The following is a 23,674-nucleotide window of genomic DNA, read 5'->3' on the forward strand; positions in this document are numbered from 1 at the left end:
ACCGAGCCGGCGTTGAGCAGCACCAGGTCCGGGCCCGTCCCGGCCCGGGTGCTGAAGAGCTGGCCGCCGGGGACCGGGACCACCAGGTCCTGAGGTTCGAACGGTCCACCGCCCCGGGCCGGTGCGGGCGCTACGGCCTGCGGCGCCTCAGTGGCGGCCGGCCGGCTCCGGGTTCCGCAGGTCCGCCGGCTCGGCGCCGTGGCCGGGCAGCTGGGCGTGCCCCGGCCACCAGGCCCACTTGCCGAGCAGCGCGGTCAGCGCCGGGGTGAAGAACAGCGACATCACGAAGGCCGAGACGATGATGCCGAAGGCCACCGAGAAGCCGATCTCGCTGAAGAAGATGTTCCCCGCCAGCAGCATGGTGCCGAAGGTGGCCGCCAGGATGAAGCCGGCCGCCGCGATGGTCGGGCCGCCGTGACGGATCGCCAACGAGGCCGCGCTGCGCGGGTCGTGGCCCTCGGCCGCCTCCTCCCGCAGACGGGCGATCATCAGGATGTTGTAGTCGGTGCCGATGGCCACCACGAACAGGTAGATGAGCATCGGGAGCATGAACATCACGCCCGTCTCGCCCTGGACGTGCTGGAACATCAGGCTGGTGGCGCCGACGGTGGCGGTGAAGCCGAGGCCGACGGCCGCCATCAGGTACCAGGGGGCCACCACGCTGCGCAGCAGCAGGCCGAGGATCAGCATGATCAGGACGGCCGCGACCGGGAAGACCAGCGAGTAGTCGCGGGCCATCGCGGAGTTGATGTCCTTGTAGATCGAGGTCACGCCGCCGACCAGGGCGTCGGTGCCGGTCGGGGTCTTGGCGTGGGCGACGTCACGCAGGTCGGTCACGGTCGCGATGGCCTCGTTGGTGGCCGGGGCGTCCTTGAGCATGACGGTGAAGTCGGCGACCGTGCCGTCCTTGCTGACCTCGGGCTTCGGCACGACCGTGGCCACGCCGGGGACCTTGCCCAGCTCGGCGACGTACGCCGGGAAGGCGGCCTCGTCGAGCTTGGAGCCCTCCTTGGCCTTGACGTAGACGTGGCTCGGGTCGGCGGCGCCGGCCGAGAACGCCTTCATCATGGTGTCCTGGACGACCATCGACTCCTTGGTCTTCGGCATCGAGCCGGCCGCCAGGTCGAAGGTGCCCTTGTAGCCGAGGGCCGCCGCCGAGAAGGCGAGCAGCAGGGCGCCGGAGGCGATCGCGGTGACCAGTGGGCGGCGCTGCACCAGGCGGCCCAGCGCGGCGAACTTGGCACCCTCGGGCTCGCGCTGCCAGGCCTTGGACGGCCAGAACAGGACCTTCTGCGGGATCAGCGACAGGATCGCCGGCACCAGGGTGACGGAGGCGACGGCGGTCACGCCGACCGCGATGGCCAGCGAGGGGCCCATGGCCTTGAACATGCCGAGGCTGGAGAGCACCAGCACGCTGAAGGCCACGATCACGGCACCGGCGGCGGAGGTGATCGCCTCGCCGACCCGGCCGACCGCGTTGACCACGGCCTCCTTCCGGTCGTCACCGGCCCGCAGGCGCTCGCGGTAACGGAACATCAGGAAGAGGAAGTAGTCGGTGCCGACGCCGAACAGCACGATGATCAGGATCGCCGAGACCGAGCTGTCGGCCTTGAGGCCGAAGGCCTTCACCGCGTACCCGATCAGGCCGTTGGCGACCATCGAGTAGACGAAGACCGAGAGCACCGGCAGGAAGGCGATGATCGGGCTGCGGAAGATGATGCCGAGCGTGAGCAGGATGATCACGATCGTGCCGAGGCCGATCAGCGCGTTGGCGAGCTCGGAGGAGTCCTTCTGGTCCAGGTTCTGGGCGACCTGGCCGCCCAGCTGCACCTTGAGGGAGCTGCCCTCGCCGAGCTGCTTGGCGGTCTCGCGCAGCTCCTTCGCGCTGTCGGCGGCCTCGGGCGTGTAGGCCTTGTCCTTCTCCATGCCGATGGCGGAGAGGGCGTACTTGCCGTCCTTCGAGGTGGTCAGGTCGGTCACCGGCAGCACGTGCTCGACGAACTTGACCTTCTTGTCCTCGAGGCCCTTGACCACCTTGGCCATCGCCGCCTTGTCCGCCTCGGCGAGCGGGGCGCCGTCCGTGCGCTCGAAGAGCACGAAGGCGGAGGGCGTGAAGCTGGCGGGGAACGCCTCCTGCTGCACCACCGAAGCCCGGATGGACTCGTAGTGGCGGGGCAGGAAGCTGCTCTGGTCCGTCTGCGCGGTGAGCGGCGGCGCGGTGGCGATGATCCCGATGGCGGCGACCACCCAGGCGACGATCACCCACCACGCGCGCTTGACGACGAATTGTCCGATCCGGTGGAACATGCTCGCTGTGCCTCCTGGGCATGGTTCACCGCTGCCCTTGGGGGACGGGACACGGGCGACGGCAGAGACCGGCTGACGTCTTGTTAGCCGGTCGGCAGGTAAGTGAGTGTGAGCATCCTACGAGACCCCCCGTCCGGCCGGACGAGCGGGCCCCGGTCGGTGCACCCCCCGAAGGCCGTGGCACGGCCCTGACCCATCCTGACCTGCACGCGGTGGCCGCCACCTCCTGCTCCGGTCGGATACGCCTCCCCCTCAGGGTGGAGTTCCACCCTGAGACCGACCCTCACCGACCCGACGACCCGTCAGATCCCGCCGCGCCGCCCGGTTCCCTCCGCCCCGACCTGCCGCTTCGAGCCCCGCACCTCCCGTCCCCCGGTCCGCCCCGCGTCCCCCGACCCGGCAGCGCGGAAGGCGGGGCCGGCGGGTGCGCTGGGCGATGATGCTCGGATGACCGTCTTCGACGCCTCCCGTGCCGCTGCCCTGCTCACCCGTGCCTGCGCCGCCGCCGGGCTGCCCGAACCGCGGGACGCCGAGCTGCTCGCGCTCGCGGAGAACGCCGTCTTCGACCTGCGCTCCCCCGCCGTGGTCGCCAAGGTGGGCCGGGGGACGGAGGTGGCCGGCCGGGCCCGGCGCGAACTGGCCGTCGCGGACTGGCTCGACGGCCAGGGCCTCCCCGTCGTCCGCCCCTGGGCGTCCACCGCCTTCGAGGTCGACGGACACCCCGTCACCTTCTGGCACCGGCTCGCCCCGGCCGTCCGCCCGGCCCGCCCGGCCGACCTGGCCCCGCTGTTGCGGGCGCTGCACGCCCTTCCCGCCGCACCGTTCGACCTCCCGGCCCGGGACCTGCTCGCCCCGGTGGACCGCTGGCTGGCCACCGCCGCCACCGCGGTCGCCCCCGAGGACGTCGCCTTCCTGCGGGCCCGCCGGGCCGACCACCAGGCCGCCCTCGCCGAGCTGGTCCCCGCGCTGCCCCCGGGCGTGATCCACGGCGACGCCCTCCCCCGCAACGTCCACGTCGGCGCGGACGGGCCCGTCCTGCTCGACCTGGAGACGGCCTCCTCGGACCTGCGCGAACACGACCTGGTGGTGCTGGCCCTCAGCCACGACCGCTACGGCGTCCCGGAGGAGGAGTACCTCGCCTTCACCGAGGCCTACGGCCTGGACGTCCGGGACTGGCCCGGCTTCGCCGTGCTGCGCGGCGCCCGGGAGACCGCCAGCGCCTCCTGGGTGGCGCAGCAGGCGGCCGGGAACCCGTCGGCGCTCGCGGAGTTCACCCGCCGGGTGGCCTCGCTCCGGGAGGGGGCCACCGAGGTGCGCTGGCACCCGTTCTGAGGCCGGCCCTCCGACCTTGGCCGGTTCGCGCCGGTGCGGTGCGCCGCGCGGAACCCGGGCAGGTGTTCGCCTCGTCCTTCCTGGTGTCTCCCCGCCGGTCCGCGACCCCAGGAGCCACCCGCCATGTGGACGCCCCGCCACCGGTCATCCCTCGTCCTGCTGGTCGCCGTGCTGGCCGGCTGCTCCGTCGCCCCCGTGGCCACGGAACGGCCGGCCGCCACGGTGTCGGCGTCCCCCTCCGCCCCGGCCTCCTCCGACGCTCCGTCACCGACGGCCGGCCGCACGGATTCTCCGACACCGGCACCCTCACCCACGCCCTCGCCGACCCCGAAGCCGTCGAGCCCCCGACCGCCCTCCCCCTCGAAGCCGGCCTCCCCGTCGCCGTCCGAGCCACCGCCGCCGAAGCCGAGCACCCCGAGGCCGAGCACCCCGAAGCCCCCTCCCCCGCAAGGGACTTCGACCGAGCTGGTGACCTCCACCGGGACCGGCCACGGCGTCGCGCTGACCTTCGACGACGGCCCGGGGGCGGCGACCGGCCAGGTCCTGGACCTGCTCTCCCGGTACGGCGTCCGGGCCACCTTCTGCGTCACGGGCAGGAACGCCGCCGCGCACCCGGAGCTGATCCGGCGCATCCGCGCGGAGGGGCACCGGCTCTGCGACCACAGCGTCGACCACCCCCAGCCGTTCGCGGCGCTGCCCCGGCAGCGGATGGTGGAGGAGATCGTCGACGCCAAGGCGATGATCGTCCAGGCCGGCGGGCCCGGCACCCAGGTCCCCTGGTTCCGCGCGCCCGGCGGCGCCTTCACCGACGAGAACCGGTCGGTCGCCGCCCGGAACGGCCTGCGTCCCCTCGGCTGGTCCGTCGACCCGCGCGACTGGAGCCGCCCGGGCGCCGACACCATCCTCTCCCGCGTCCAGCACGACCTCCGCCCCGGCGGCGTCGTCCTCCTCCACGACGGCGGGGGCGACCGCTCCCAGACGGTCTCCGCCCTCGCCCGCCTCCTCCCCTGGCTGGCGGCCAACGGCTACGGGCCCGCATTCCCCTCCGTATGAGGGCCCGTAGCCGGCGGCGCGCACCGCTAGCGGTGGTTCTCGCAGAGCGCGGTGTCCAGCAGGGTGAAGATCTGCTGCACGGGCGTGTTGTTGGTGAAGTGCACGTTGGTCATCGCGGAGGCGTACCGGCCGTCCTTGGTGGCCACCGTCTGGCTGAAGTAGCCGGGGACGCCGCCGTTGTGGCCCCACGCCTCGCCGCCGCAGGACAGGGCCATCCTGAACACGCCGAGGCCGTACGCGTCACTGGTGACCGGGGTGGTGGCGAGCAGCTCGGCGGTCATCGCCGGGGAGAGCACCTGCCCGTTCAGCAGGGCCCGGTAGAAGGTCGCGAGGTCCTGCTCGGTGGAGATGACCGCCCCGGCCGGGCCGAACAGCGAGGGGTCGTAGTCGAGGGCCGGGCTCCAGAAGAAGAAGGGGCCGAGCCGGGCACCGTGGTAGCCGGGGATGCCCGGCGCGGGCAGGGCCCGGTCGCCGGGGGCGGGGAAGAGCGTGCGGGTCAGGCCGAGGGGCTGGATCACCCGGCGGGTGACGGCCTCGTGGACGGGCAGGCCGGTCACCTTCTCCACGATCATGCCGAGGATCAGGTAGTTGGTGTTGGAGTAGCTGAACACGGTGCCCGGGGCTCCGGCCGGGGGCCGCTTCAGTCCCTCGCGCACCAGGGTGGCCGCCTTGAAGGACCCGTCCGGTTCGGCCAGGGCGAGGCTGCCCAGCGGGTCGTAGGAGGGGATTCCGCTGGTGTGCTGGAGCAGCTGACGCACCGTGATGACGGTGCCGTCGTGGCCGTTGCCGTTCACCACGCCCGGCAGGTAGGTCGCCACGCTCGCGTCCAGCGCGACCTTGCCCTCGTCGGCCAGGGCGAGCACGGTCGCCGCCGTGAAGGACTTGCTCTGGCTGCCGATCCGGAAGTACTGGTCGGCCAGCACCGGCTTGCTGGTGTTGATGGTGCTGGTGCCGACCGACAGCTGCCAGGAGCCGGTGGCGTCGCCGGCGAAGATCCCGGCGCCCGGGCCGGCGGCGGCCTGGAAGGTCTTCAGCGCCGCGAGGGTGGCGGAGTGGTCGCCCGCCGGGGCGGCCTGGGCGGTGCCCGCGGTCAGCAGCGCGGCTGCCGCCGCCACCGCTCCGATGACGGCCGCGAACCGCTGCCGGGTGTGCTTCATGGCTGTGCTCCTCTGGAGATCGCTCGGGTCGGTACGGGGAGGCGCAGGTGACGGCCGGTCAGCCCGCTGCCGCGAAGGCGGCGGCCAGGCGCGGCACGTAGTCGGCGAAGGCCGGGGCCCAGCAGCCGTAGTTGTGGCCGCCGTTGCAGGTCGGGGCGAGCGCCGAGCCGTTGCCGTAGTCGACCAGGCGGCTGGGGATGCCCAGCGCGTCCAGCCGGTTCTTGACGTTCCTGGAGGCGACGGCGGTGTTGGCGTCGATCACGTCGTTGTTGCCGGTGTAGAGGGTGATGCCGGTGGCGGAGAGCCGGGCCAGGTTCTTCGGCGCGGCCGGGTCCACCGCCTTCCAGATCCGGTCCGCGTTGAACACCGGGTACGGCGAGCCGAAGATCGCGTCGCTGTCGACGTAGGGGCCGTAGCCGGTGCAGTCGCCCGAGCCGGAGCCCGAGGAGCTGCTGACCGCGCACCAGGCGCCGGTCACGTTCAGCTCGGTGGCCAGCACCGCCGCCCGCACCTGCCAGATGCCGAAGTCGATGCCGCCGGACAGCGCCGCGACGTGGCCGAACAGGTCGGGCCGGCTCTCGGCGTAGTGCAGCGCGCCGAAGCCGCCCATCGACAGCCCGGTCACCGCCCGGTGCGCCCGGTCCGCGACGGTGCGCAGGTTGGCGTCGACGAACGGGACGACCTGGGTGAGGTGGAAGGTCTCCCAGTTCGCCGCCCCCTCCGCCGTGTTCTGCATCAGCCAGTCGGCGTACCACCCCTTGAGCCCGCCGTCCGGCACCACGGTGATCATCGAGTCCGAGTGCAGCGCGGGCGCGGCGGCCACGTCGTCCACCCCGCCGCCACCGCCGTGCAGGAAGTAGGCGACCGGCCACCGGCGGCCCGGGTCGGCGTCGTAGCCCGCCGGGAGCAGGATCCGGATCCGGTGCTTCCCGGCGACCTGAGGGGTCGTCACGGTGATGGTGAAGTCGCCGGGGCCGTGCGCCTCGGTGGCGCCGGCCAGCACGGTCAGGCCCTGGCCGTCGGCGAAGACCGGGACGGCGGCGGAGACGGCGGCGGTCGCGGGGGCGGCGGTCGCGGGGACGGCGGCACCGGCCGGGACGGCACCGGTCAGGACGGCGAGCAGCACCGCCGCGCCGGCGGCGAGGCGGGTGGGCATCGCGGAGGTCATCGGGGAACCCTTCGTCGGGAGGGCCCGCGCGGCGGGGTGGCACGCGGCGGGCCGGTCGTCCCGATCCTGGCGGCGGCCCGCGTCCGGTGGACAGGCCATGCCACCGGCCATCGCTGACCGGTCGTCAGGCTCCGGCGGCCGGCCCCGGGCCGAGGCCCGGAGGCGTCCGGCCGCAGCGGCCGCCGAGGTGGTGCTGCAGCCGGAGGTGCCGGAACTGGTGCACCGCTCCGGTCTGCCGCAGCACCCCGCGCTGGTACGCGTCGTCGAGGAAGGCCGCCGGGTCCCACGGCAGCCGGCCGGTCAGCGGGAGCCAGATCCGGGCCAGCAGGAGCCACTGGCCCCAGGCGGTGAAGGCCAGCAGGTACGCGGTGGCGCCGCCCAGGCCGCCGACCGCCCCGATCAGCAGGCCGTCCCAGAACTCCCATTCCAACCGCCGGTCCAGCGAGCCCCGGAGCAGCTGCACCAGGAGGCGGCCGGTGAGCGCGATGGCCAGGGTGAGGGCCGGGGCCAGCACCAGGAACTGCCGGCCCACGGTGCTGCGGTTGGAGGCGAGCAGCACGGCCGGGGTGGCGGCGGCGGTCACGTCGACCGGTGCCTCCAGTGCGGCCACCAGCCCGAAGACCAGGGCGGCGGCCAGGCCGAAGGTGAGGGCGAAGACCAGGACGTCGATCAGGGTGCCCTCGACGACCCACCGGTCGGCGAGCCGGGTCCCCGAGGCCACCGCGCGTTCGGTGGTGAGGGCGAGGGCGCAGCCGGTGCCCATCACGGCTCCGCCGAACAGCCCCTGACCGGCGCGGATCGCGAAGGTGCGCAGCGGTCGGCGGCCGAGCCCTCCGGGTCCGTGCCGCAGGGTCAGCCGGACGCCCGCCGGTTCGAGCGGCGCGCCGCTCCGCGAGCGGTCCGCCAGCGCGTAGACGGAGCCGAAGGCGAGCCCGGCCGCCAGGCCCAGCAGCGTTCCCTGGAGCAGGAGTCGGAACCCGGGGAGCGGGCTGAGGAGGAGGCAGAGCAGCCAGTCCGCGATCGCCACGCTGAGTCCGGTGGCCAGCACGACGGCCAGGCTCCGGGAGCGGCGGGAGAGCGAGTCGCTGAGCTGCCACCAGGCCAGGTCGCGTTGCTCGTGGTCCAGCCGGTTCAGGTGCCGGGCGAGGTGGCCGAGCCAGCGCTCGGCCCGGGCCGGGTCGGCGAACGGCGCCCCGGGCCGCCGGCCGCCGGCGTCCCGCTCCGGGGCGCGGCGGCGGTAGACGGCGGGCACGAAGCCGGCCAGCAGGTGCTCCTCCAGGCTGCGGGCGGTGGGGAACCGGGTGGGGTCGAGGAGCTCGGCGGGGTCGCGGCCGGGTGTGTCGCTGTAGAGCGTCCGGGCCAGGATGACCATCAGCGGGGTGGTCAGCACCGCCGCCAGGTCCGCACCCCGGGGGTCGTGCGCGTCCCGGGCACGGCGCAGTCGCGCGAGCACCGTGTCCCAGGCACCGGCGTGCGCCTCGGCGGGACGGCCCTCGGCGGGCGCGGCCGTATCCGCGGTGGCCAGGTGGGCACGGGTGGTCCGGGGGAGGTAGTCGGCGAGGTCGTCGAGGGTCAGGTCGGTGAGCTCGACGGCCCCGGCCCAGACCAGCGGTGCGTGGGCCGCGCCGACGGCGTCGGCGTACTCCGCCCGCCGACTGGTGAGCACCAGGGGGGAGGAGGTCGCGTTGAGCGCTTCGAGGGCCTCGCGGCGCAGGCCGGGGGCCATCTCGTCGAAGCCGTCCAGCACGGGGAGCACCAGGTCGGCGTCGACCAGCGCCGCCGCCAGGGTGGCGCCCCGGGCGCTGCGGCGGGCCAGGTGCGGGTGGTCGCGCAGCAGCCGGGCGACCAGCCAGTCCCGCAGGGCGGTGGTGGACGGGTCCCACGAGCCCACGCCGAGGATGACGGGCACCCGGCCGCCGGCCGCCGGGGCCGCGAGCAGGTCGAGGGTGAACCGGATGGCCAGCACGGACTTGCCCGAGCCGGCCCGGCCGAGGATCACCAGCCGGCCGGACGGGATCCGGCGGTAGACCTCGGCCACCGCGCGCAGGTCGCCGCCGAGGTCGACCTCCTGCGACCGGCCGCCCGGCCCGAGCCGCTGGATGTTCTCCGGACGGTCCGTCAGCCCGGACGGTGCCGCCTGCCAGCGGACCGGCAGCGGGAACGGGTCGTGGACCCGGCGCTGGGCCTCCTCACGCCGCCAGCGGCGCCGGACCTCGGTGGCCAGTTCGAGCGCGGCCGCGGTCAGGTCGTCCGGGGCGGTGGGTACGGAGGCCGGCGGTTCGCCCGGGGCGGTGGTCGTCGCCGGCGAGGCGGGGCCGACCGGGTCGCCGGGCGATCCGGCCAGGGTCGCGGCCAGCCGGGCCCGGTCCTGCTCGCCGAGGCCGAGCGCGTCGGCGAGCAGCTGGACCGTGCCCATCCGGTGGTTGGTGGAACTCCCGCCCTCCAGGCGGCGGATGGTGCGCACGCTGACCCCGGACCGTTCGGCGACCTGTTCCTGCGTCAGGCCCGCCTCGTCCCGGAACCCGCGCAGCAGGCCGCCGAGCTTGTCCGCCACCGAGCACCTCCCCTACCGACGGGTACGAACGGCGGCGAGCCTACAGTCGGCGACCGGACACGGACGGCCGGTTCGGTGACCCGTACGGCGAACATGACAAAGGTCACGCCGAGGACCCGGGGCCCTGCCGATCTGCGGCTCCGCGGCGCGGGCGCGCAGCGGAACCGCGGCACCCGCATCCGGCTGACGGTGGTTCAGCTGCCCGCGGGCCGCCTTCCGACGCGCGCCCGCGGGGCGCGGCCGCGGGGCGCGGCCGCGGGGCTCGGCCGTCAGCGCAGGGGCCAGGCCGGGTCTATCTCCGCCGCCGGGTCCTTCTCGCGGCGCAGCCAGGCCTGGAGGTCGGCCGCCCAGGTGCGGTGCCAGGCGATCTGACGGGCGTGCAGCTGGGCCGGCGTCAGGGCGCCGACCTCGGCCGGGTAGCGCTCGCCGAGGGCGACGGCGACGCGGACCGCGGCGAGGGCGTCGCTGCCGGCCTCGTGGGCGTCGGTGAGCTCGACGCCGTAGACCTCGCAGACGTTCTGCAGGGTGCGCGAGCCGCGGCGGTAGCGGTCCACCGCGCGGTCGACGACCAGCGCGTCGATCACCGGGACGACCTCGCCGCCGAGCCGGGCGGCCAGCGAGGGGCGGCCGTGGCGGGCGAGTTCGGCGTCCAGCAGGGACAGGTCGAACGGGGCGTTGAAGGCCACCACCGGGCGGCCGGCGGCCAGCCGCTCGCAGAGGGCGTGGGCTATCTCCTCGACCGCGAGCGCGGCCGGGCGGCCGTCCCGCCGGGCCTGCTCGTCGGTGATGCCGTGGATCGCGGTGGCCTCGGCCGGGACGGGGACGCCCGGGTCGAGCAACCAGTTGAGCACGCGCTCCGGGCGGCCGCCGAAGGTGTCGACCAGCGCGGCGGTGACGATCCGGGAGGTCGCCGGGTCGGTGCCCGTGGTCTCCAGATCGAAGCCGACCAGGGGCTCCTTCCACCAGCTCATCCGAGATGTCCTTCCGTCGGTGCGGTCGCTGTGGACCCCATCATCGCGTGCCCCAGTGACAGCCGGTCCCGCCGGGTCCCGTCACCACCACCCGCGCGGCAGCCTTCACGAGACCGCCCGGGAGTCTCCCCAGCTGTCCTCGAACTCCTCGCGGTAGACCTCCAGCAGCCCCGGCTCGGCCCCGCCGCCGCGCAGCACCAGCGCGGGCGACTCGATGCCCCGGGTGCGCCGCAGGTACGGCTGCACCACGCCGATGTCGCCGGAGCGGCGCCGCCCGGGGGTGCGCGGGCCGTCCACCAGGTAGGCGGTGAAGCGCGGCGTCTCGTCGAAGACCCGGATCTCGAAGGAGGCCTGGTCGCGCAGGTGGGCCCGGACCCGGCGGACGTGCATGATGTTCATCTCGATCGAGCGGGCCAGTTCGCCGCGCCCGAGGCCCAGTTCGCGCTCGCGGCGGCGGACGGCGCTGCCGGCCGGGTTGAGGAAGAGCAGCCGCACCCGGCAGCCGTCGGAGGCGAGGCGGACCAGGCGCTTGCCGGTGTAGTTCTGGCAGAGCATGCCGAGGCCGATGCCGAGGGCGTCCAGCCGGCGGGCGCCGTCGAGCAGGTCCTCCACCGGCAGGTCGCGCTGGAGCCGGACCCGGTCGGCGTGCACCGAGACCACGTCGGCGAAGCGGCCGCCGACCAGGTCCTCGACCACGTCGCCGGGCACCCCGCCGCCGCCCCCGCCGTCCAGCAGGCCGAGCAGCCGGGCGGCGGCCCGCTCGGTCTGGGCCAGCACGGTGGTGGAGAGGCTGCGGTTGCGGGAGACCACGTGCCGGGCGACCTCCAGCTCGTCCAGGGCGAGCTCGATCTCCCGGCGGTCGATCAGGTGCGGTTCGAAGCAGGGCCAGTGCTGCACCATCAGCTCGCGCAGCTGCGGGAGGGTGAGGAAGACCAGCGGGTCGTCGTCGGCCGGGTCGAGCAGGTAGCCCTTGCGGCGGCTGACCTCGCGGACCGCGCCGGCCCGGTGCACCCACTCCTCGCCGGCCGGGCCGGCCGCGGCCGTCACCCAGTCCTCGCCGTGGGCGGGCGCGTAGACCGGGCGGAGCACCTCGTCCACCAGGGAGCGCAGGCGCTGCTCGACCAGGTTGAGCCAGACGTACGCGCGGCCCGCCAGCCGGACCCGCTGGTCGGCCTGCCCCCACTGGCCCGCCGTCCACGCCAGCGGGACGCTCTCCGCCGGACCGCCCTGGGCCGGGACGGTGGGGCGCCTCGGGGGGCCGCCGCGCAGCACCGCCGTCGGCGCCTCGCTCCGCCCGGAGCCGCCGTCGGCGGGGACCACCATGCGCTACCTCACACCTCTCGGCCCGCTGCCGGGCCCCACCGCGATCGGTCCGGCCGCGACCTGACGCGATCTGACGGACGATCAAGAGTACTGCCCGCAGCTGGAGGGGCGCAGCCCCTTGCGCGCACAACCCTCGCTCCGGCGAGTGCCCCGCACTCCGTCAAGTGCGCGGGAATGCCCCGGGGACGGACACTCGTTCGGGCGAACCGACGGCCATTCGCTCGTCCGAGGAGCGGTGGCCGGGGAACATCGAGCTGTGCCGTACGTCACGGCACGAGCCGCACGGGCATGCCCCGGCAGGATGCCGGGCATCTCGATTGAAGCGTCAATTCCGCTATGTGCCAGGGAAGTTGAGGCAGGATGCAGATCTGGCCTGGGCAGCCGTACCCGCTCGGCGCCACCTATGACGGAGCCGGCACCAACTTCGCGGTGTTCTCCGAGAGCGCCGACCGGATCGAGCTCTGTCTGCTCGGCGAGGACGGCTCCGAGCAGTCGGTGGAGCTGCGCGAGACGGACGCCTTCGTCCGGCACGCCTACCTGCCCGGGATCCAGCCCGGCCAGCGCTACGGCTTCCGGGTGCACGGCCCGCACAACCCCGGGCTCGGCCAGCGGCACAACAGCTCCAAGCTGCTGCTGGACCCGTACGCCAAGGCGATGAGCGGCCACATCGACTGGGACGAGTCGGTCTACGGCTACCACTTCGGCGCCCCCGAGCGGCGGAACGACCTGGACTCCGCCCCCCACACCATGCACTCCGTGGTGATCAACCCCTACTTCGACTGGGGGAACGACCGCCCGCCGCGCACCGACTACCACCGCACCGTGCTCTACGAGGCGCACGTCAAGGGCCTGACCAGGCTGCACCCCGGCATCCCGGACGAGATCCGGGGCACGTACGCGGGCATCGGCCACCCGGCGGTGATCGAGCACCTGGCCAAGCTCGGGGTGACGGCGATCGAGCTGATGCCGGTGCACCAGTTCGTCCGCGACCACCGGCTGCGCGACCTCGGGCTGTCCAACTACTGGGGCTACAACACCATCGGCTACTTCGCCCCGCACTCCTCCTACTCCTCCGGCGGCGACCGCGGGCAGCAGGTGCAGGAGTTCAAGTCGATGGTCAAGGCGCTGCACGCGGCCGGCATCGAGGTGATCCTCGACGTGGTCTACAACCACACCGCGGAGGGGAACCACCTCGGCCCGACGCTCTCCTTCCGCGGCCTGGACAACGCCTCGTACTACCGCCTGGCCAAGGACCAGCGGTTCTACGAGGACACCACCGGCACCGGGAACAGCCTGCTGATGCGCAGCCCGCACGTGCTCCAGCTGATCATGGACTCGCTGCGGTACTGGGTCACCGAGATGCACGTGGACGGCTTCCGCTTCGACCTGGCGGCCACCCTGGCCCGGCAGTTCCACGAGGTGGACCGGCTGTCCTCCTTCTTCGACCTCTGCCAGCAGGACCCGGTGGTCTCCCAGGCCAAGCTGATCGCCGAGCCCTGGGACCTGGGCGAGGGCGGCTACCAGGTCGGCAACTTCCCGCCGCTCTGGACGGAGTGGAACGGGATGTACCGCGACACCGTCCGCGACCTCTGGCGCGGGGAGAACGCGACGCTGGCCGAGTTCGGCTCCCGGCTCACCGGCTCCTCCGACCTGTACCAGAACGACGGCCGCCGCCCGATCGCCTCGATCAACTTCGTCACCTGCCACGACGGCTTCACCCTGCGGGACCTGGTCTCCTACAACGAGAAGCACAACCAGGCCAACGGCGAGGACAACCGCGACGGCGAATCGTTCAACCGCTCGTGGAACTGCGGCGCCGAGGGCCCCAGCGAGGACCAGGAAGTGGAGGCGCTGCGGGCACGCCAGCAGCGGAACTTCATCGCCACGCTCTTCCTCTCCCAGGGCGTGCCGATGCTCTCCCACGGCGACGAGTTCGGCCGCACCCAGCTGGGCAACAACAACGCCTACTGCCAGGACAACGAGCTCTCCTGGGTGCACTGGCCGAAGGCCCCGGGCCCGGAGGCCTCGCTGCTGGAGTTCACCCAGGGGATGATCTGGCTCCGGCGCGACCACCCGGTCTTCCGCCGCCGCCGCTTCTTCCACGGCCGCCCGGTCTCCGGCACCCACGACGACCTCACCGACATCGCCTGGTTCACCCCCGCCGGGGACGAGATGACCCAGGAGGACTGGTCGACCTGCTACGCCAAGTCGCTCTCGGTCTTCCTCAACGGGCACGCCATCTCGGAGCCGGACCGGCGCGGCGGCAAGATCGTCGACGACTCCTTCCTGCTGCTCTTCAACGCCCACTCCGAGCCGCTGGAGTTCACCGTCCCGGCCGACCACGGCGAGGAGTGGCAGGTGGTGGTGGACACCACCCTGCCCACCCTCCCGGCCCGCGGCACCGGCACCCGGGTCAAGGCCGGGGACACCCTCTGGCTGACGGACCGTTCGCTGATGGTGCTCCAGCGGCCCGCCTGACGCACGCCCGGCTGACGCACGCCCGGCTCAGGCCGCCCGCTCCGCCACCCGCGGGGCGGGCGGCGCCGTCTTCTCGGCGTCCCGGGCCCCGCGCGACATCCGCTCGGCCACCGCCGCCACCAGGGTGCGCGGCCGACGTGGCGTCAGATGGGCACCGACGAGGTTGGACAGCCCGGGGGTGACGTAGGCCCGGTCGCGGTCCAGCGCGCGCAGCGCCGCCCGCACCACCGTCGCCGGCAGGGCGAAGGATCCCGTCACGGCCGCCTTCCGGGTGCCGATCACCTCGAAGAAGCCGGTCTCCACCGGCCCCGGGCAGAGCGTCAGCACCTTGATGCCGCGTCGGCGGTACTCCTGGTGCAGGGCGAGGCCGAAGTCCAGCACGAAGGTCTTGGAGGCGCCGTAGACGGCGAAGTACGGGGTCGGCTGGAAGGCGGCGGTGGAGGCCACGTTCACCACCGAGCCGCGGCCGCGCGCCAGCATGCCGGGCAGCAGCTCGTGGGTGAGGCCGACCAGCGCCACCACGTTGACCATCAGCTGCTCGTGGTCGCGGCGCGGGTCGTTCTCCTCGAAGCGGCCGCAGGTGCCGAAGCCGGCGTTGTTGACCAGCAGGTCCACCTCCAGCCCCCGCTCGGCCAGTTCGGCGCCGACCCGGCGGGCGGCGTCCGGCTCGGCGAGGTCCTGGACCAGCACGTGGGCGCTCACCCCGTGGGCCTCGCCGAGCCGGCGGGCGAGCTCGGTGAGCCGGTCGGCGGAGCGGGCGAGCAGGACGAGGTCGTGGCCCCGGGCGGCGAGCTGCTCGGCGAACTCCGCGCCGATGCCGGAGGACGCGCCGGTGATGAGTGCGGTGGTGCGCATGGGTGGACTCCTTCGATCGGGGAGCTGACGCTCCGTCATCTGATACACAACAGTATCTGATCTCCAGAAAACTGCAACAGTGGAGTATCAGTAATCACCCGGTAACGTCTCCGGGGACGACGAACCGGTCTGGAGGCAGGGATGAGCACGACCGCGGGACGCCCGCTGCGCGCCGACGCCGAACGCAGCGTCCGCGCGATCCTGGAGGCGGCGGAGCGGGTGCTGACGGAGCATCCGGCCGCCTCGATGGAGCAGATCGCGGAGGCCGCCGGGGTCACCCGGATCACCGTCCACCGCCGCTTCGCCAGCCGTCAGGCCCTGCTGGAGGCACTGGCCACCGACGCCGCCGAGAAGCTGGCGCGGGCCATCGAGGACAGCAACCCCGAGACCGCCCCTCCGCTGGTCGCCCTGCACCGCGCCACCGCCAACGTCCTGCGGGTCAAGGGGGCCTGGGGCTTCGCGCTCGGCCCGGCCGCCACCCTGAGCGAGCAGGCCGCCCGGCGGCACGAGGAGATCGCCCGGCGCTGCACCGCCCTGCTCTCCCGGATGCGGGACGACGGCGTGATCGCCGCCGATGCCGACCCCGAGTGGGCGCGCCGGGTCCTCTACGCCCTGATCGGCGAGGCCCTGCACGGCGGCCCGCTCCCCGGCGACCCGGACCCGGACACCCTCGCCGCCCGGATCGTCGAGACCCTGCTGCACGGCGTCGGGCCCCGCCCGGCGGCCGGCCGGCGGCGCGGCTGACGGCGCGTCACGACCTGACACGGCTACGCCGTTCGCACCAACACCGCCATAACGGGCCCGGTGGGCGGGTACCCATCACCCCATGACGTCAGCGCAGTCGCGCCCGCCCACCGCCAGCTACCGCCTCCAGCTCCAGCCCGCCTTCACCCTGCACGACGCCCGCCGGGCGGTGCCCTACCTGGCCGCCCTGGGCGTCTCGCACCTGCACCTGTCCCCGCTGCTGGAGGCCGCCCCCGGCTCCACCCACGGCTACGACACCGTCGACCACACCCGGATCAGCGAGCAGCTCGGCGGCGAGGCCGCGCTGCGCGCGCTGGCGGCCGAGGCGCACCGCCACGACCTGCGGCTGATCGCCGACGTGGTGCCCAACCACATGGCGCTGCCCGTCCCAGAGCAGCTCAACCAGCCGCTCTGGCAGGTGCTCCGGGACGGCCCGGACTCCCCGTACGCGGCCTGGTTCGACATCGACTGGTCCGCCCAGGACGGCCCGGCCGACGCACCGGAGCGCGGGCGCGTCCTGCTGCCGCTGCTCGGCGGGCGGCTCGGCGAGGTGCTCGACCAGCTGACGGTCGACGGGGAGGTCCTGCGCTACCACGAGCACGCCCTGCCGATCCGGCCCGGCACCGGGCACCTCCCGCTCGCGGAGCTGGTCCGGCACCAGTGGTACCGGCCGGCCTGGTGGCGGGTGGCGGACAGCGAGCTGAACTACCGCCGGTTCTTCACCGTCAACCAGCTGATCGCGGTCCGGGTCGAGGTCCCCGAGGTCTTCGAGGCCACCCACCGCACCCTGCTGCGGCTGCACGCCGACGGCGTCCTGGACGGCTTCCGGATCGACCACCCCGACGGCCTGGCCGACCCGCGCGGCTACCTGCGCCGCCTGGCGGCGGCCACCGGCGGCGCCTACACCGTGGTCGAGAAGATCCTCACCGGCGAGGAGCGCCTGCCCGCCGACTGGCCCTGCGCCGGCACCACCGGCTACGACGCGCTGCGCCGGATCGACGGCGTCCTCACCGACCACCTCGGCGCCGAGCGGCTGGCCACCGCCTACCGCGCCGACTGCGCGGTGGCCGAGCCCGCCCCGCCCTCCCACGACCCGGCCCACTTCGAGCCCACCCGTCCCAGCGCGGGCTCCTGGCACGACGCCCCGGCGCGCTCCGCGCCCACCGACCCGGGCGGTCCCGGCGCCGGAGCAGCCCCGGGCCCCGACGGCGCGCGGCCGCCGGGCGCCGGGACCGGCGAGCCCGCCGCCGGCCCCCCGGCCGGGGCAGCAGGGACGGCCGGGACAGCCGGCATGCTCGCCGAGATCCGCCACGGCCGGGCCGAACTCCTCACCCCCGACGGCGAGTTGTCGGCCGAGCTGGGCCGCCTGGTCCGCCTGGTCGGCCGGATCTGCGCCGCCGACACCGGCCTGGCCGACCACCCGGCCTGGGCGGTCCGGGAGGTGCTGGCCGAGCTGCTGACGGCCTATCCGGTCTACCGTCCCTACGTGGTGCCCGGCGAGCCGGCTCCGCCCGAGGCCGTCGAGGGCGTGAGCGCGGCACTGGCCGGAGTGCCGGCCCGGCTGAGCGGCGCCGCCGGGCTGGTCCGGGCGCTGGCCCTCGGCGAGCACGGGCGCGGCCCGGCCAAGGACGAGTTCTGCGCGCGCCTCGGCCAGACCGCCGCCGCCGTGGCCGCCAAGGGCGTGGAGGACACCGCCTTCTACCGGTTCAACGCGCTGATCGGCCTGAACGAGGTCGGCGGCAGCCCCGCCCGCCCCGGCCTGAGCCCGGCCGAGTTCCACGCCTGGTACGGCTACCTGGACGCGCACCGGCCGCACTCCATGACCGCCCTCTCCACCCACGACACCAAGCGCAGCGCCGACGCCCGGGCCCGCCTGGCCGTGCTCGCCGAGCTGCCCGGGCGCTGGGCCGCCGAGTGCGCGGCCTGGACCACCGCCGCCGGGCCCTGCCCGGACCGGCCCACCGCCTGGCTGCTCTGGCAGACCCTGGTGGCCGCCTGGCCGATCACCCCCGAGCGGCTCGGCTCCACCCTGCTCAAGTCCGTCCGCGAGGCCAAGCTCGCCACCTCCTGGACCGACCCCGACGAGCGGTACGAGCGGGCCGTGCTCGACCACGCCCGGGGCGCCCTGGCCAACGCCTCCCTCCGCCCCCGGATCGAGGGCTTCGTCGACTCGATCGCCCCCTACGCGCGCAGCAACTCGCTCGCCGCCGCCCTCCTCCACCTCACCGGCCCCGGCGTGCCCGACCTCTACCAGGGCAGCGAGGAGCCGCTGCACACCCTGGTCGACCCGGACAACCGCGCCCCCGTCGACCTGGACGCCCTGGCCGTCCGCCTCACCGACTCCGCCGCTCCCCGGCACGGCGACCCGGCCCGGGAGAAGCTCCACCTCACCACCACCGCCCTCCACCTGCGCCGGGCCGGGGAGCCGGGCCCCTACCGCCCGCTGGCCGCCGTCGGCCCGGCCGCCGGCCACCTGCTCGCCTTCGCCCGGGGCGGGCGCACCGTCACCGCCGTGACCAGGCTGCCGTACGGGCTGGAGCGCTCCGGCGGCTGGCGCACCACCACGCTGGAGCTGCCGCCGGGCACCTGGCACGAGGAGCTGACGCAACGTCGGTTCGGAGGCGGACAAGTACCGGTGGCCGAGCTGTTCGCCACCCTGCCCGTCGCCCTCCTGGTCCAGACTTGACCGCCGGCCCGGGCCGGACCCACGACCGCAGCACGAGGAGCGCCCTGTGACGCAGTACCAGGTCTGGGCGCCGGTGGCGTCCCGGGTGGAGGTCGAGGTGGACGGCGACGCCCACCCCATGGCGCCCTGGCCCGGCCGGGCCGGCTGGTGGCGGGCCGAGGCGCCGGAGGGCGACTACGGCTTCCGCCTCGACGGCGGCCGCCCGCTGCCCGACCCGCGCTCGCCCCGCCAGCCGTACGGGCCGGACGGCCTCAGCCGCCCCGTTGACCACGCCGCCTTCCACTGGTCCGACACCCCCTGGCAGGGCCGGGCGCTGCCCGGGGCCGTGGTGTACGAGCTGCACGTGGGCACCTTCACGCCCGGCGGCACCTTCGCCTCGGCCGCCGAGCGCCTCGACCACCTGGTCGAACTGGGCGTGGACTTCGTGGAGTTGCTCCCCGTCTGCCCCTTCCCCGGGCGGCACGGCTGGGGCTACGACGGGGTCTCGCTCTGGGCGGTGCACGAGCCCTACGGCGGACCGGAAGGGCTCAAGCGCTTCGTCGACGAGGCGCACCGCAAGGGCATCGGGGTGGTCCTCGACGTGGTGCACAACCACCTCGGGCCCTCCGGCAACTACCTCCCGGCCTTCGGCCCGTACTTCACCGACCGCCACCACACCCCCTGGGGCGCGGCGGTGAACCTGGACGCCCCCGGCTCCGACGAGGTCCGTTCCTACCTGATCGGCAGCGCGCTGGCCTGGCTGCGGGACTACCGGATCGACGGGCTGCGCCTCGACGCGGTGCACGCCCTGGCCGACGACCGGGCCTACCCCTTCCTGGAGGAACTCGCCGTCGAGGTCGAGAAGTTGGGGGCAGCCACCGGGCGGCCGCTGTTCCTGGTCGCCGAGTCCGACCTCAACGACCCGCGCACCACCAACCCCCGGCAGTCCGGCGGCCTCGGCCTGACCGCCCAGTGGAGCGACGACTTCCACCACGCGCTGCACGCCGCCCTCACCGGTGAGTCCCAGGCGTACTACGGCGACTTCGCCGCCGCACCGCTCACCGCCGTGGCCAAGACCCTCACCAAGGGCTTCTTCCACGACGGGAGTTGGTCCTCGTTCCGGGGGCGCAGCCACGGCCGCCCGTTCCCCGCCGCCTTCGGCCACCGGCTGCTCGGCTACACCCAGACCCACGACCAGATCGGCAACCGCGCGCTGGGCGACCGGCTCTCCGCCACCCTCTCCCCCGGCCGGCTGGCAGCGGGGGCGGCGCTGGTGCTCACCTCGCCGTTCACCCCGATGCTCTTCATGGGCGAGGAGTGGGGCGCCGCCACCCCCTGGCAGTACTTCACCAGTCACCCGGACCCGGAGCTGGCCGAGGCCGTCCGGCAGGGCCGGCGCCGCGAGTTCACCTCCCACGGCTGGGCCGCCGAGGACGTCCCCGACCCGCAGGCCCCCGCCACCGTCCTGGTCTCCACCCTCGACTGGACCGAGCCCGGCGCCCGCCACCACGCCGAACTCCTCGACTGGTACCGCACCTTGATCCGTCTGCGGCGCGCCCACCCCGCCCTCATCGACCCCGACCTCTCGGCCGTCCGGGTCGACGTCGACGAGCTCGGCCGCTGGCTGGTCGTCCACCGCGGCCCCCACCGCCTCGCGGTCAACCTCGCCCCCGAGGACCGCCTCCTCCCCGTCCCCCCGGGCACCCCCCTGGCCACCTTCGGCAAGGCCGAACAGACCCCGGACGGCCTCCTGTTGGGCCCGGACTCGACCGCCCTCCTGGAGATCGACTGACCTCACCGCAGGAACGACTCAAGCCCCGCGCAGCGGACCCTCACCGCAGGAACGCCGCGATCCCCGCCCGCAGCCCCGCCGCGTCCAGTCCGTACGCGGCCAGGTGCTCCGGGATCGTCCCGTAGTGCCGGTGCTCCTCCTTCGGCACGCCCAGCCCCAGCACCCGGTGCGGCAGTTCCGCCAGCGCGTCGTTGGCCTCCCCGACCGAGGTGCCCGCCAGGTAGGGCTCGACCAGCACCACGTCCGCCGGCCCGTCCCCGACCGCCGCCCGCAGCGCCGCCCCGTCGAAGGGCCGCACCGTCGCCGCGTAGAGCACCGTCACGTCCAGCCCCTCGGTGGCCGCGAGCACCGCGTCCAGCATCGGCCCGACCGCCAGCACCACCCCGCGCCGCCCCTGCCGCACCGTCAGGAACCGCCCCGGTGCGACCGGCATGGCCTCCGCGTTCTGGTGCACCGACAGCCGGACGTACACCTTCTCGTCGCCGTCCGCCGCCGCGTGCCGCAGCAGCCGCTCCGCCTCGTCCGGATGGCCGGGCACGTGCACCGTCCAGCCCGGCAGGGTGTCCAGCAGGGCGACGTCCCCCGGCGCCATGTGGGTACGACCCCCGGCCGGCCAGTCGTAGGAGCCCGCCGCGCTGACCAGCACCGCGCCGACGCCCTGGTGGCCCAGGTCCAACTTGACCTGCTCGAAGGGCCGTTCCACCAGGAAGCTGGCGAAGGTGTGGGCGATCGGACGCAGCCCGGCCAGCGCCAGCCCGCCCGTCACGCCGATCAGCAGCTGCTCCCGGATGCCGACGTTGATCACCCGGTCCGGGTGCCGGGCGGCCTCCGCCTCCAGGCTGGCGGCGCTGATGTCGGCCAGCACCACGGCCAACCTCGGGTCCTGCTCCAGCAGTTCACCGGTGATCCCGATGAAGCGGTCTCGCATGGTCTCGGTGGTCTCCATCGTTCCCTCTCCCCTGTTCCTCTTCGTCAGTTCTTGGGCTCGACCCGGGCGATCACCGCGTGCGGCCGCCCGTCGTGCGGGGCGGTGAACGCCCGGTGCAGCGCCTCGTGGTCCCGGCCGTCCACCGTGACCGCCGACCAGCCCTCGGCCTCGAAGCGGGAGGCGATCCCGCCCCGCCAGCCGTGCGTGGCCGAGGAGTTGTCGATCACCACGGCGTGCAGCCGGTCCAGTCCGGTGGCTCCGGCGAAGGCGACCGCCTCGTGGTTGCTGCCCTCGTCGAACTCGGCGTCGCCGAGCAGCACCCAGACCGCCGGGCCGGTCAGCCCCTGGGCCCGCAGGCCGAGCGCGGTCCCCACCGCCAGCGGCAGGCCGTGGCCGAGCGAGCCGGAGCCGATCTCGGCACCCGGCACCAGCAGGCGGTCCGGGTGGTGCCCGAGCGGGGAGTCGTAGGCGCCGAAGCTCGGCAGCACCGCCGGGTCCAGGAAGCCCTTGGCGGCGAGCACGGCGTAGTAGGCCATCGGGCCGTGGCCCTTGGAGAGCAGGAAGCGGTCCCGCTCGGGGTCCTCCAGGGTCTGCGGGGAGACCCTGAGCACCCGGTCGTAGAGCACCCAGAGGACGTCCAGGGTGGAGGTCGCGGCCGGGCCGTGCTTCTCGGCGCCGGTCATCAGGGCCATCAGGTCGGCCAGGTCGTGGTGTCCGTAACTCTGCGGTGCGGTGGCTGCGGAGGTCATGGACAGAAGCGTGCAAGGTGAAGCGCACTTCAAGTCAAGCCGCCCCCGACCGGCCTCCGGGGGACCGTTAGTGTTCCGCCCATGGCGCTCTCCCGGCACGACCTCCTCACCATCGGCGAACTCTCCGCCCGCAGCGGCCTGGCCACCTCCGCGCTGCGCTACTACGAGAAGCTCGGCCTGATCCACGCCGAACGCACCGCCGGCGGCCAGCGCCGCTACGCCCGGGCCACCCTGCGCCGGGTCGCCTTCGTCCGGGCCGCCCAGCGGGTCGGGCTCTCGCTGGACGAGGCCCGCACCGCGCTCGACCGGCTCCCGGCCGAGCGCGCCCCCAACGCCGGGGAGTGGAGCCGGGTCGCCGTGTCCTGGCAGTCCCGGATCGACGAGCAGATCGCCGAGCTGGAGCGCCTCAAGCAGAAGCTCACCGGCTGCATCGGCTGCGGCTGCCTCTCGCTGTCCCGCTGCGCCCTCTACAACGCGGGCGACCGCGCCGCCGCCGCCGGCCCCGGAGCCCGCTACCTCCTCACCAGCGATCCGGCCCAGGGCACCGAGGCGTCCCCCGAACGGCCCTGAGCCATCTATGCTGCCTCTGGCACAGCCCGGCACCACGGCACCCGGCCGTCTCGAACAGCCACGGGGGAGAACAGACATGACCGACCATCAGGACGTCTCGCTGGACTGGATGTCGGGCGACCAGGACGAGGTGCGGCCGCCCACCGACCTGCGCCCCGAGGTGCCGCACCCGGCCCGGATGTACGACTACTACCTGGGCGGCAAGGACAACTTCCCGGCCGACCGGGAGGCCGCCGAGAAGGTGCTCGGGCTCAGCCCGCTGGTGCGGATCAGCGCCCAGGCCAACCGCGCCTTCCTCCAGCGCGCGGTGCGCGAGCTGGCCACCGAGCACGGCATCACGCAGTTCCTGGACATCGGCACCGGCATCCCCACCTCGGGCAACACCCACGAGATCGCGCAGCAGGTGCACCCCGACGCCAAGGTCGCCTACCTGGACAACGACCCGATCGTGCTGGTGCACAGCCGCGCCCTGCTCTCCGCCGCCGGCGCGGGCAACGCCACCGTGGTCCAGGCCGACCTGCGCGACCCGGAGGCGATCCTGGAGGACCCCGAGGTCCGCAAGGTGATCGACTTCGACCGGCCGGTGGCCCTGCTGCTCTTCGCGGTGCTGCACTTCATCGACGACGCCGACGACCCGTGGGAGATCGTCCGCACCCTGGTCGACGCCCTGCCCTCCGGCAGCTTCCTGGCGGTCTCGCACGGCACCGGCGACTTCTCCACCCCCGAGCAGGCCTCCAAGGGCCCGGCCGTCTACAAGACCGCCACCGCCCAGCTCACCATGCGTCCCCGGGCCGACGTGCTGCGCTTCTTCGACGGCCTGGAGCTGCTGGAGCCCGGCCTGGTCACCGCCCCCACCTGGCGCCCGGACGAGGCCGCCAAGCCCACCGACGCCGAGACCGCGATCTGGGCGGGCGTGGCCCGAAAGGCCTGACCCGGCCGGTCAGTTGTCCTGACAGGCGCCGTCCGGAACCGTAGAGTGCTGCCACCTGACGCATGGGGGGCAGATGGAACCGGACGGCGCCACCAGG

Annotated in this window: 17 protein-coding genes; 8 read left to right on the forward strand and 9 right to left on the reverse strand. The window is 74.3% G+C overall.

Going from position 1 to position 23,674, the window contains the following annotated elements; translation table 11 throughout:
* Positions 1 to 147 precede the first annotated feature (147 nt).
* The gene (locus ACWCYY_RS25330) at positions 148 to 2,307 is read right to left on the reverse strand and encodes an MMPL family transporter (RefSeq protein ID WP_380148869.1); all 2,160 of its coding nucleotides are present in this window, start codon (positions 2,305 to 2,307) and stop codon (positions 148 to 150) included.
* Between the two features lie 447 nt (positions 2,308 to 2,754).
* Here ACWCYY_RS25330 and ACWCYY_RS25335 point away from each other — a divergent pair, with 447 nt between their 5' ends.
* On the forward strand, positions 2,755 to 3,639 hold the full coding sequence (locus tag ACWCYY_RS25335) for a phosphotransferase enzyme family protein (protein ID WP_380148871.1): 885 nt from the start codon (positions 2,755 to 2,757) through the stop codon (positions 3,637 to 3,639).
* A 468-nt stretch (positions 3,640 to 4,107) separates the two neighbouring features.
* The gene (locus ACWCYY_RS25340; protein WP_345284207.1) at positions 4,108 to 4,692 is read left to right on the forward strand and encodes a polysaccharide deacetylase family protein; all 585 of its coding nucleotides are present in this window, start codon (positions 4,108 to 4,110) and stop codon (positions 4,690 to 4,692) included.
* 26 nt (positions 4,693 to 4,718) lie between these two features.
* Here the strand turns inward: ACWCYY_RS25340 and ACWCYY_RS25345 are convergent, their stop codons facing one another.
* From ACWCYY_RS25345 to ACWCYY_RS25365, 5 genes are all read right to left on the reverse strand, one after another.
* Complete coding sequence (locus tag ACWCYY_RS25345; protein ID WP_449797335.1) at positions 4,719 to 5,849, reverse strand: serine hydrolase domain-containing protein; 1,131 nt, start codon at positions 5,847 to 5,849, stop codon at positions 4,719 to 4,721.
* Between the two features lie 58 nt (positions 5,850 to 5,907).
* On the reverse strand, positions 5,908 to 7,017 hold the full coding sequence (locus ACWCYY_RS25350; protein ID WP_449797336.1) for an alpha/beta hydrolase: 1,110 nt from the start codon (positions 7,015 to 7,017) through the stop codon (positions 5,908 to 5,910).
* A 124-nt stretch (positions 7,018 to 7,141) separates the two neighbouring features.
* Positions 7,142 to 9,571 (reverse strand): helix-turn-helix domain-containing protein, encoded by a 2,430-nt coding sequence (locus tag ACWCYY_RS25355; protein WP_449797337.1) that lies wholly within the window; start codon positions 9,569 to 9,571, stop codon positions 7,142 to 7,144.
* Between the two features lie 269 nt (positions 9,572 to 9,840).
* Entirely contained in the window at positions 9,841 to 10,542 is a 702-nt protein-coding gene (locus ACWCYY_RS25360) for an exonuclease domain-containing protein (protein WP_449797338.1), read from the reverse strand.
* 105 nt (positions 10,543 to 10,647) lie between these two features.
* A complete protein-coding gene (locus tag ACWCYY_RS25365) occupies positions 10,648 to 11,865 on the reverse strand; it encodes an SAV2148 family HEPN domain-containing protein (protein ID WP_345284214.1) in 1,218 nt (405 codons plus the stop codon).
* A 360-nt stretch (positions 11,866 to 12,225) separates the two neighbouring features.
* Here ACWCYY_RS25365 and glgX point away from each other — a divergent pair, with 360 nt between their 5' ends.
* The gene (gene glgX, locus ACWCYY_RS25370) at positions 12,226 to 14,343 is read left to right on the forward strand and encodes a glycogen debranching protein GlgX (RefSeq protein WP_345284216.1); all 2,118 of its coding nucleotides are present in this window, start codon (positions 12,226 to 12,228) and stop codon (positions 14,341 to 14,343) included.
* 27 nt (positions 14,344 to 14,370) lie between these two features.
* Here the strand turns inward: glgX and ACWCYY_RS25375 are convergent, their stop codons facing one another.
* Positions 14,371 to 15,198: an SDR family NAD(P)-dependent oxidoreductase gene (locus tag ACWCYY_RS25375; protein WP_449797339.1), complete on the reverse strand. Its 828-nt coding sequence runs from the start codon at positions 15,196 to 15,198 to the stop codon at positions 14,371 to 14,373.
* A 141-nt stretch (positions 15,199 to 15,339) separates the two neighbouring features.
* Here ACWCYY_RS25375 and ACWCYY_RS25380 point away from each other — a divergent pair, with 141 nt between their 5' ends.
* The 3 genes from ACWCYY_RS25380 (at position 15,340) to treZ (ending at position 20,399) form a co-directional block, all read left to right on the forward strand.
* Positions 15,340 to 15,942, forward strand: coding sequence for a TetR/AcrR family transcriptional regulator (locus ACWCYY_RS25380; protein ID WP_449797340.1), 603 nt, complete (start codon positions 15,340 to 15,342; stop codon positions 15,940 to 15,942).
* 82 nt (positions 15,943 to 16,024) lie between these two features.
* Complete coding sequence (locus ACWCYY_RS25385; RefSeq protein WP_449797341.1) at positions 16,025 to 18,628, forward strand: alpha-amylase family glycosyl hydrolase; 2,604 nt, start codon at positions 16,025 to 16,027, stop codon at positions 18,626 to 18,628.
* A gap of 46 nt (positions 18,629 to 18,674) precedes the next feature.
* Entirely contained in the window at positions 18,675 to 20,399 is a 1,725-nt protein-coding gene (gene treZ, locus ACWCYY_RS25390; RefSeq protein ID WP_449797342.1) for a malto-oligosyltrehalose trehalohydrolase, read from the forward strand.
* Between the two features lie 40 nt (positions 20,400 to 20,439).
* Here treZ and ACWCYY_RS25395 read toward each other — a convergent pair whose 3' ends face one another.
* Together ACWCYY_RS25395 and ACWCYY_RS25400 are read right to left on the reverse strand one after the other, a co-directional pair.
* The gene (locus tag ACWCYY_RS25395) at positions 20,440 to 21,345 is read right to left on the reverse strand and encodes a transketolase family protein (RefSeq protein ID WP_449797343.1); all 906 of its coding nucleotides are present in this window, start codon (positions 21,343 to 21,345) and stop codon (positions 20,440 to 20,442) included.
* 26 nt (positions 21,346 to 21,371) lie between these two features.
* Positions 21,372 to 22,076 (reverse strand): transketolase, encoded by a 705-nt coding sequence (locus ACWCYY_RS25400; RefSeq protein ID WP_449797344.1) that lies wholly within the window; start codon positions 22,074 to 22,076, stop codon positions 21,372 to 21,374.
* 81 nt (positions 22,077 to 22,157) lie between these two features.
* Here ACWCYY_RS25400 and soxR point away from each other — a divergent pair, with 81 nt between their 5' ends.
* Together soxR and ACWCYY_RS25410 are read left to right on the forward strand one after the other, a co-directional pair.
* A complete protein-coding gene (gene soxR, locus ACWCYY_RS25405; protein ID WP_345284229.1) occupies positions 22,158 to 22,646 on the forward strand; it encodes a redox-sensitive transcriptional activator SoxR in 489 nt (162 codons plus the stop codon).
* Between the two features lie 76 nt (positions 22,647 to 22,722).
* Positions 22,723 to 23,577, forward strand: a complete 855-nt coding sequence (locus tag ACWCYY_RS25410; protein WP_345284231.1) for an SAM-dependent methyltransferase — start codon at positions 22,723 to 22,725, stop codon at positions 23,575 to 23,577.
* Positions 23,578 to 23,674 lie beyond the last annotated feature (97 nt).

This window comes from Kitasatospora sp. NPDC001664 (genome assembly GCF_053596675.1).

Coding starts and splice junctions, on each gene's coding strand:
- ACWCYY_RS25345 (WP_449797335.1), bottom strand. CDS start 5,849: ATGAAGCACACCCGGCAGCGGTTCGCGGCCGTCATCGGAGCGGTGGCG.
- ACWCYY_RS25350 (WP_449797336.1), bottom strand. CDS start 7,017: ATGACCTCCGCGATGCCCACCCGCCTCGCCGCCGGCGCGGCGGTGCTG.
- glgX (WP_345284216.1), top strand. CDS start 12,226: ATGCAGATCTGGCCTGGGCAGCCGTACCCGCTCGGCGCCACCTATGAC.
- soxR (WP_345284229.1), top strand. CDS start 22,158: ATGGCGCTCTCCCGGCACGACCTCCTCACCATCGGCGAACTCTCCGCC.
- ACWCYY_RS25335 (WP_380148871.1), top strand. CDS start 2,755: ATGACCGTCTTCGACGCCTCCCGTGCCGCTGCCCTGCTCACCCGTGCC.
- ACWCYY_RS25400 (WP_449797344.1), bottom strand. CDS start 22,076: ATGACCTCCGCAGCCACCGCACCGCAGAGTTACGGACACCACGACCTG.
- ACWCYY_RS25385 (WP_449797341.1), top strand. CDS start 16,025: ATGACGTCAGCGCAGTCGCGCCCGCCCACCGCCAGCTACCGCCTCCAG.
- ACWCYY_RS25360 (WP_449797338.1), bottom strand. CDS start 10,542: ATGAGCTGGTGGAAGGAGCCCCTGGTCGGCTTCGATCTGGAGACCACG.
- ACWCYY_RS25395 (WP_449797343.1), bottom strand. CDS start 21,345: ATGGAGACCACCGAGACCATGCGAGACCGCTTCATCGGGATCACCGGT.
- ACWCYY_RS25375 (WP_449797339.1), bottom strand. CDS start 15,198: ATGCGCACCACCGCACTCATCACCGGCGCGTCCTCCGGCATCGGCGCG.
- ACWCYY_RS25410 (WP_345284231.1), top strand. CDS start 22,723: ATGACCGACCATCAGGACGTCTCGCTGGACTGGATGTCGGGCGACCAG.
- ACWCYY_RS25330 (WP_380148869.1), bottom strand. CDS start 2,307: ATGTTCCACCGGATCGGACAATTCGTCGTCAAGCGCGCGTGGTGGGTG.
- ACWCYY_RS25380 (WP_449797340.1), top strand. CDS start 15,340: ATGAGCACGACCGCGGGACGCCCGCTGCGCGCCGACGCCGAACGCAGC.
- ACWCYY_RS25365 (WP_345284214.1), bottom strand. CDS start 11,865: ATGGTGGTCCCCGCCGACGGCGGCTCCGGGCGGAGCGAGGCGCCGACG.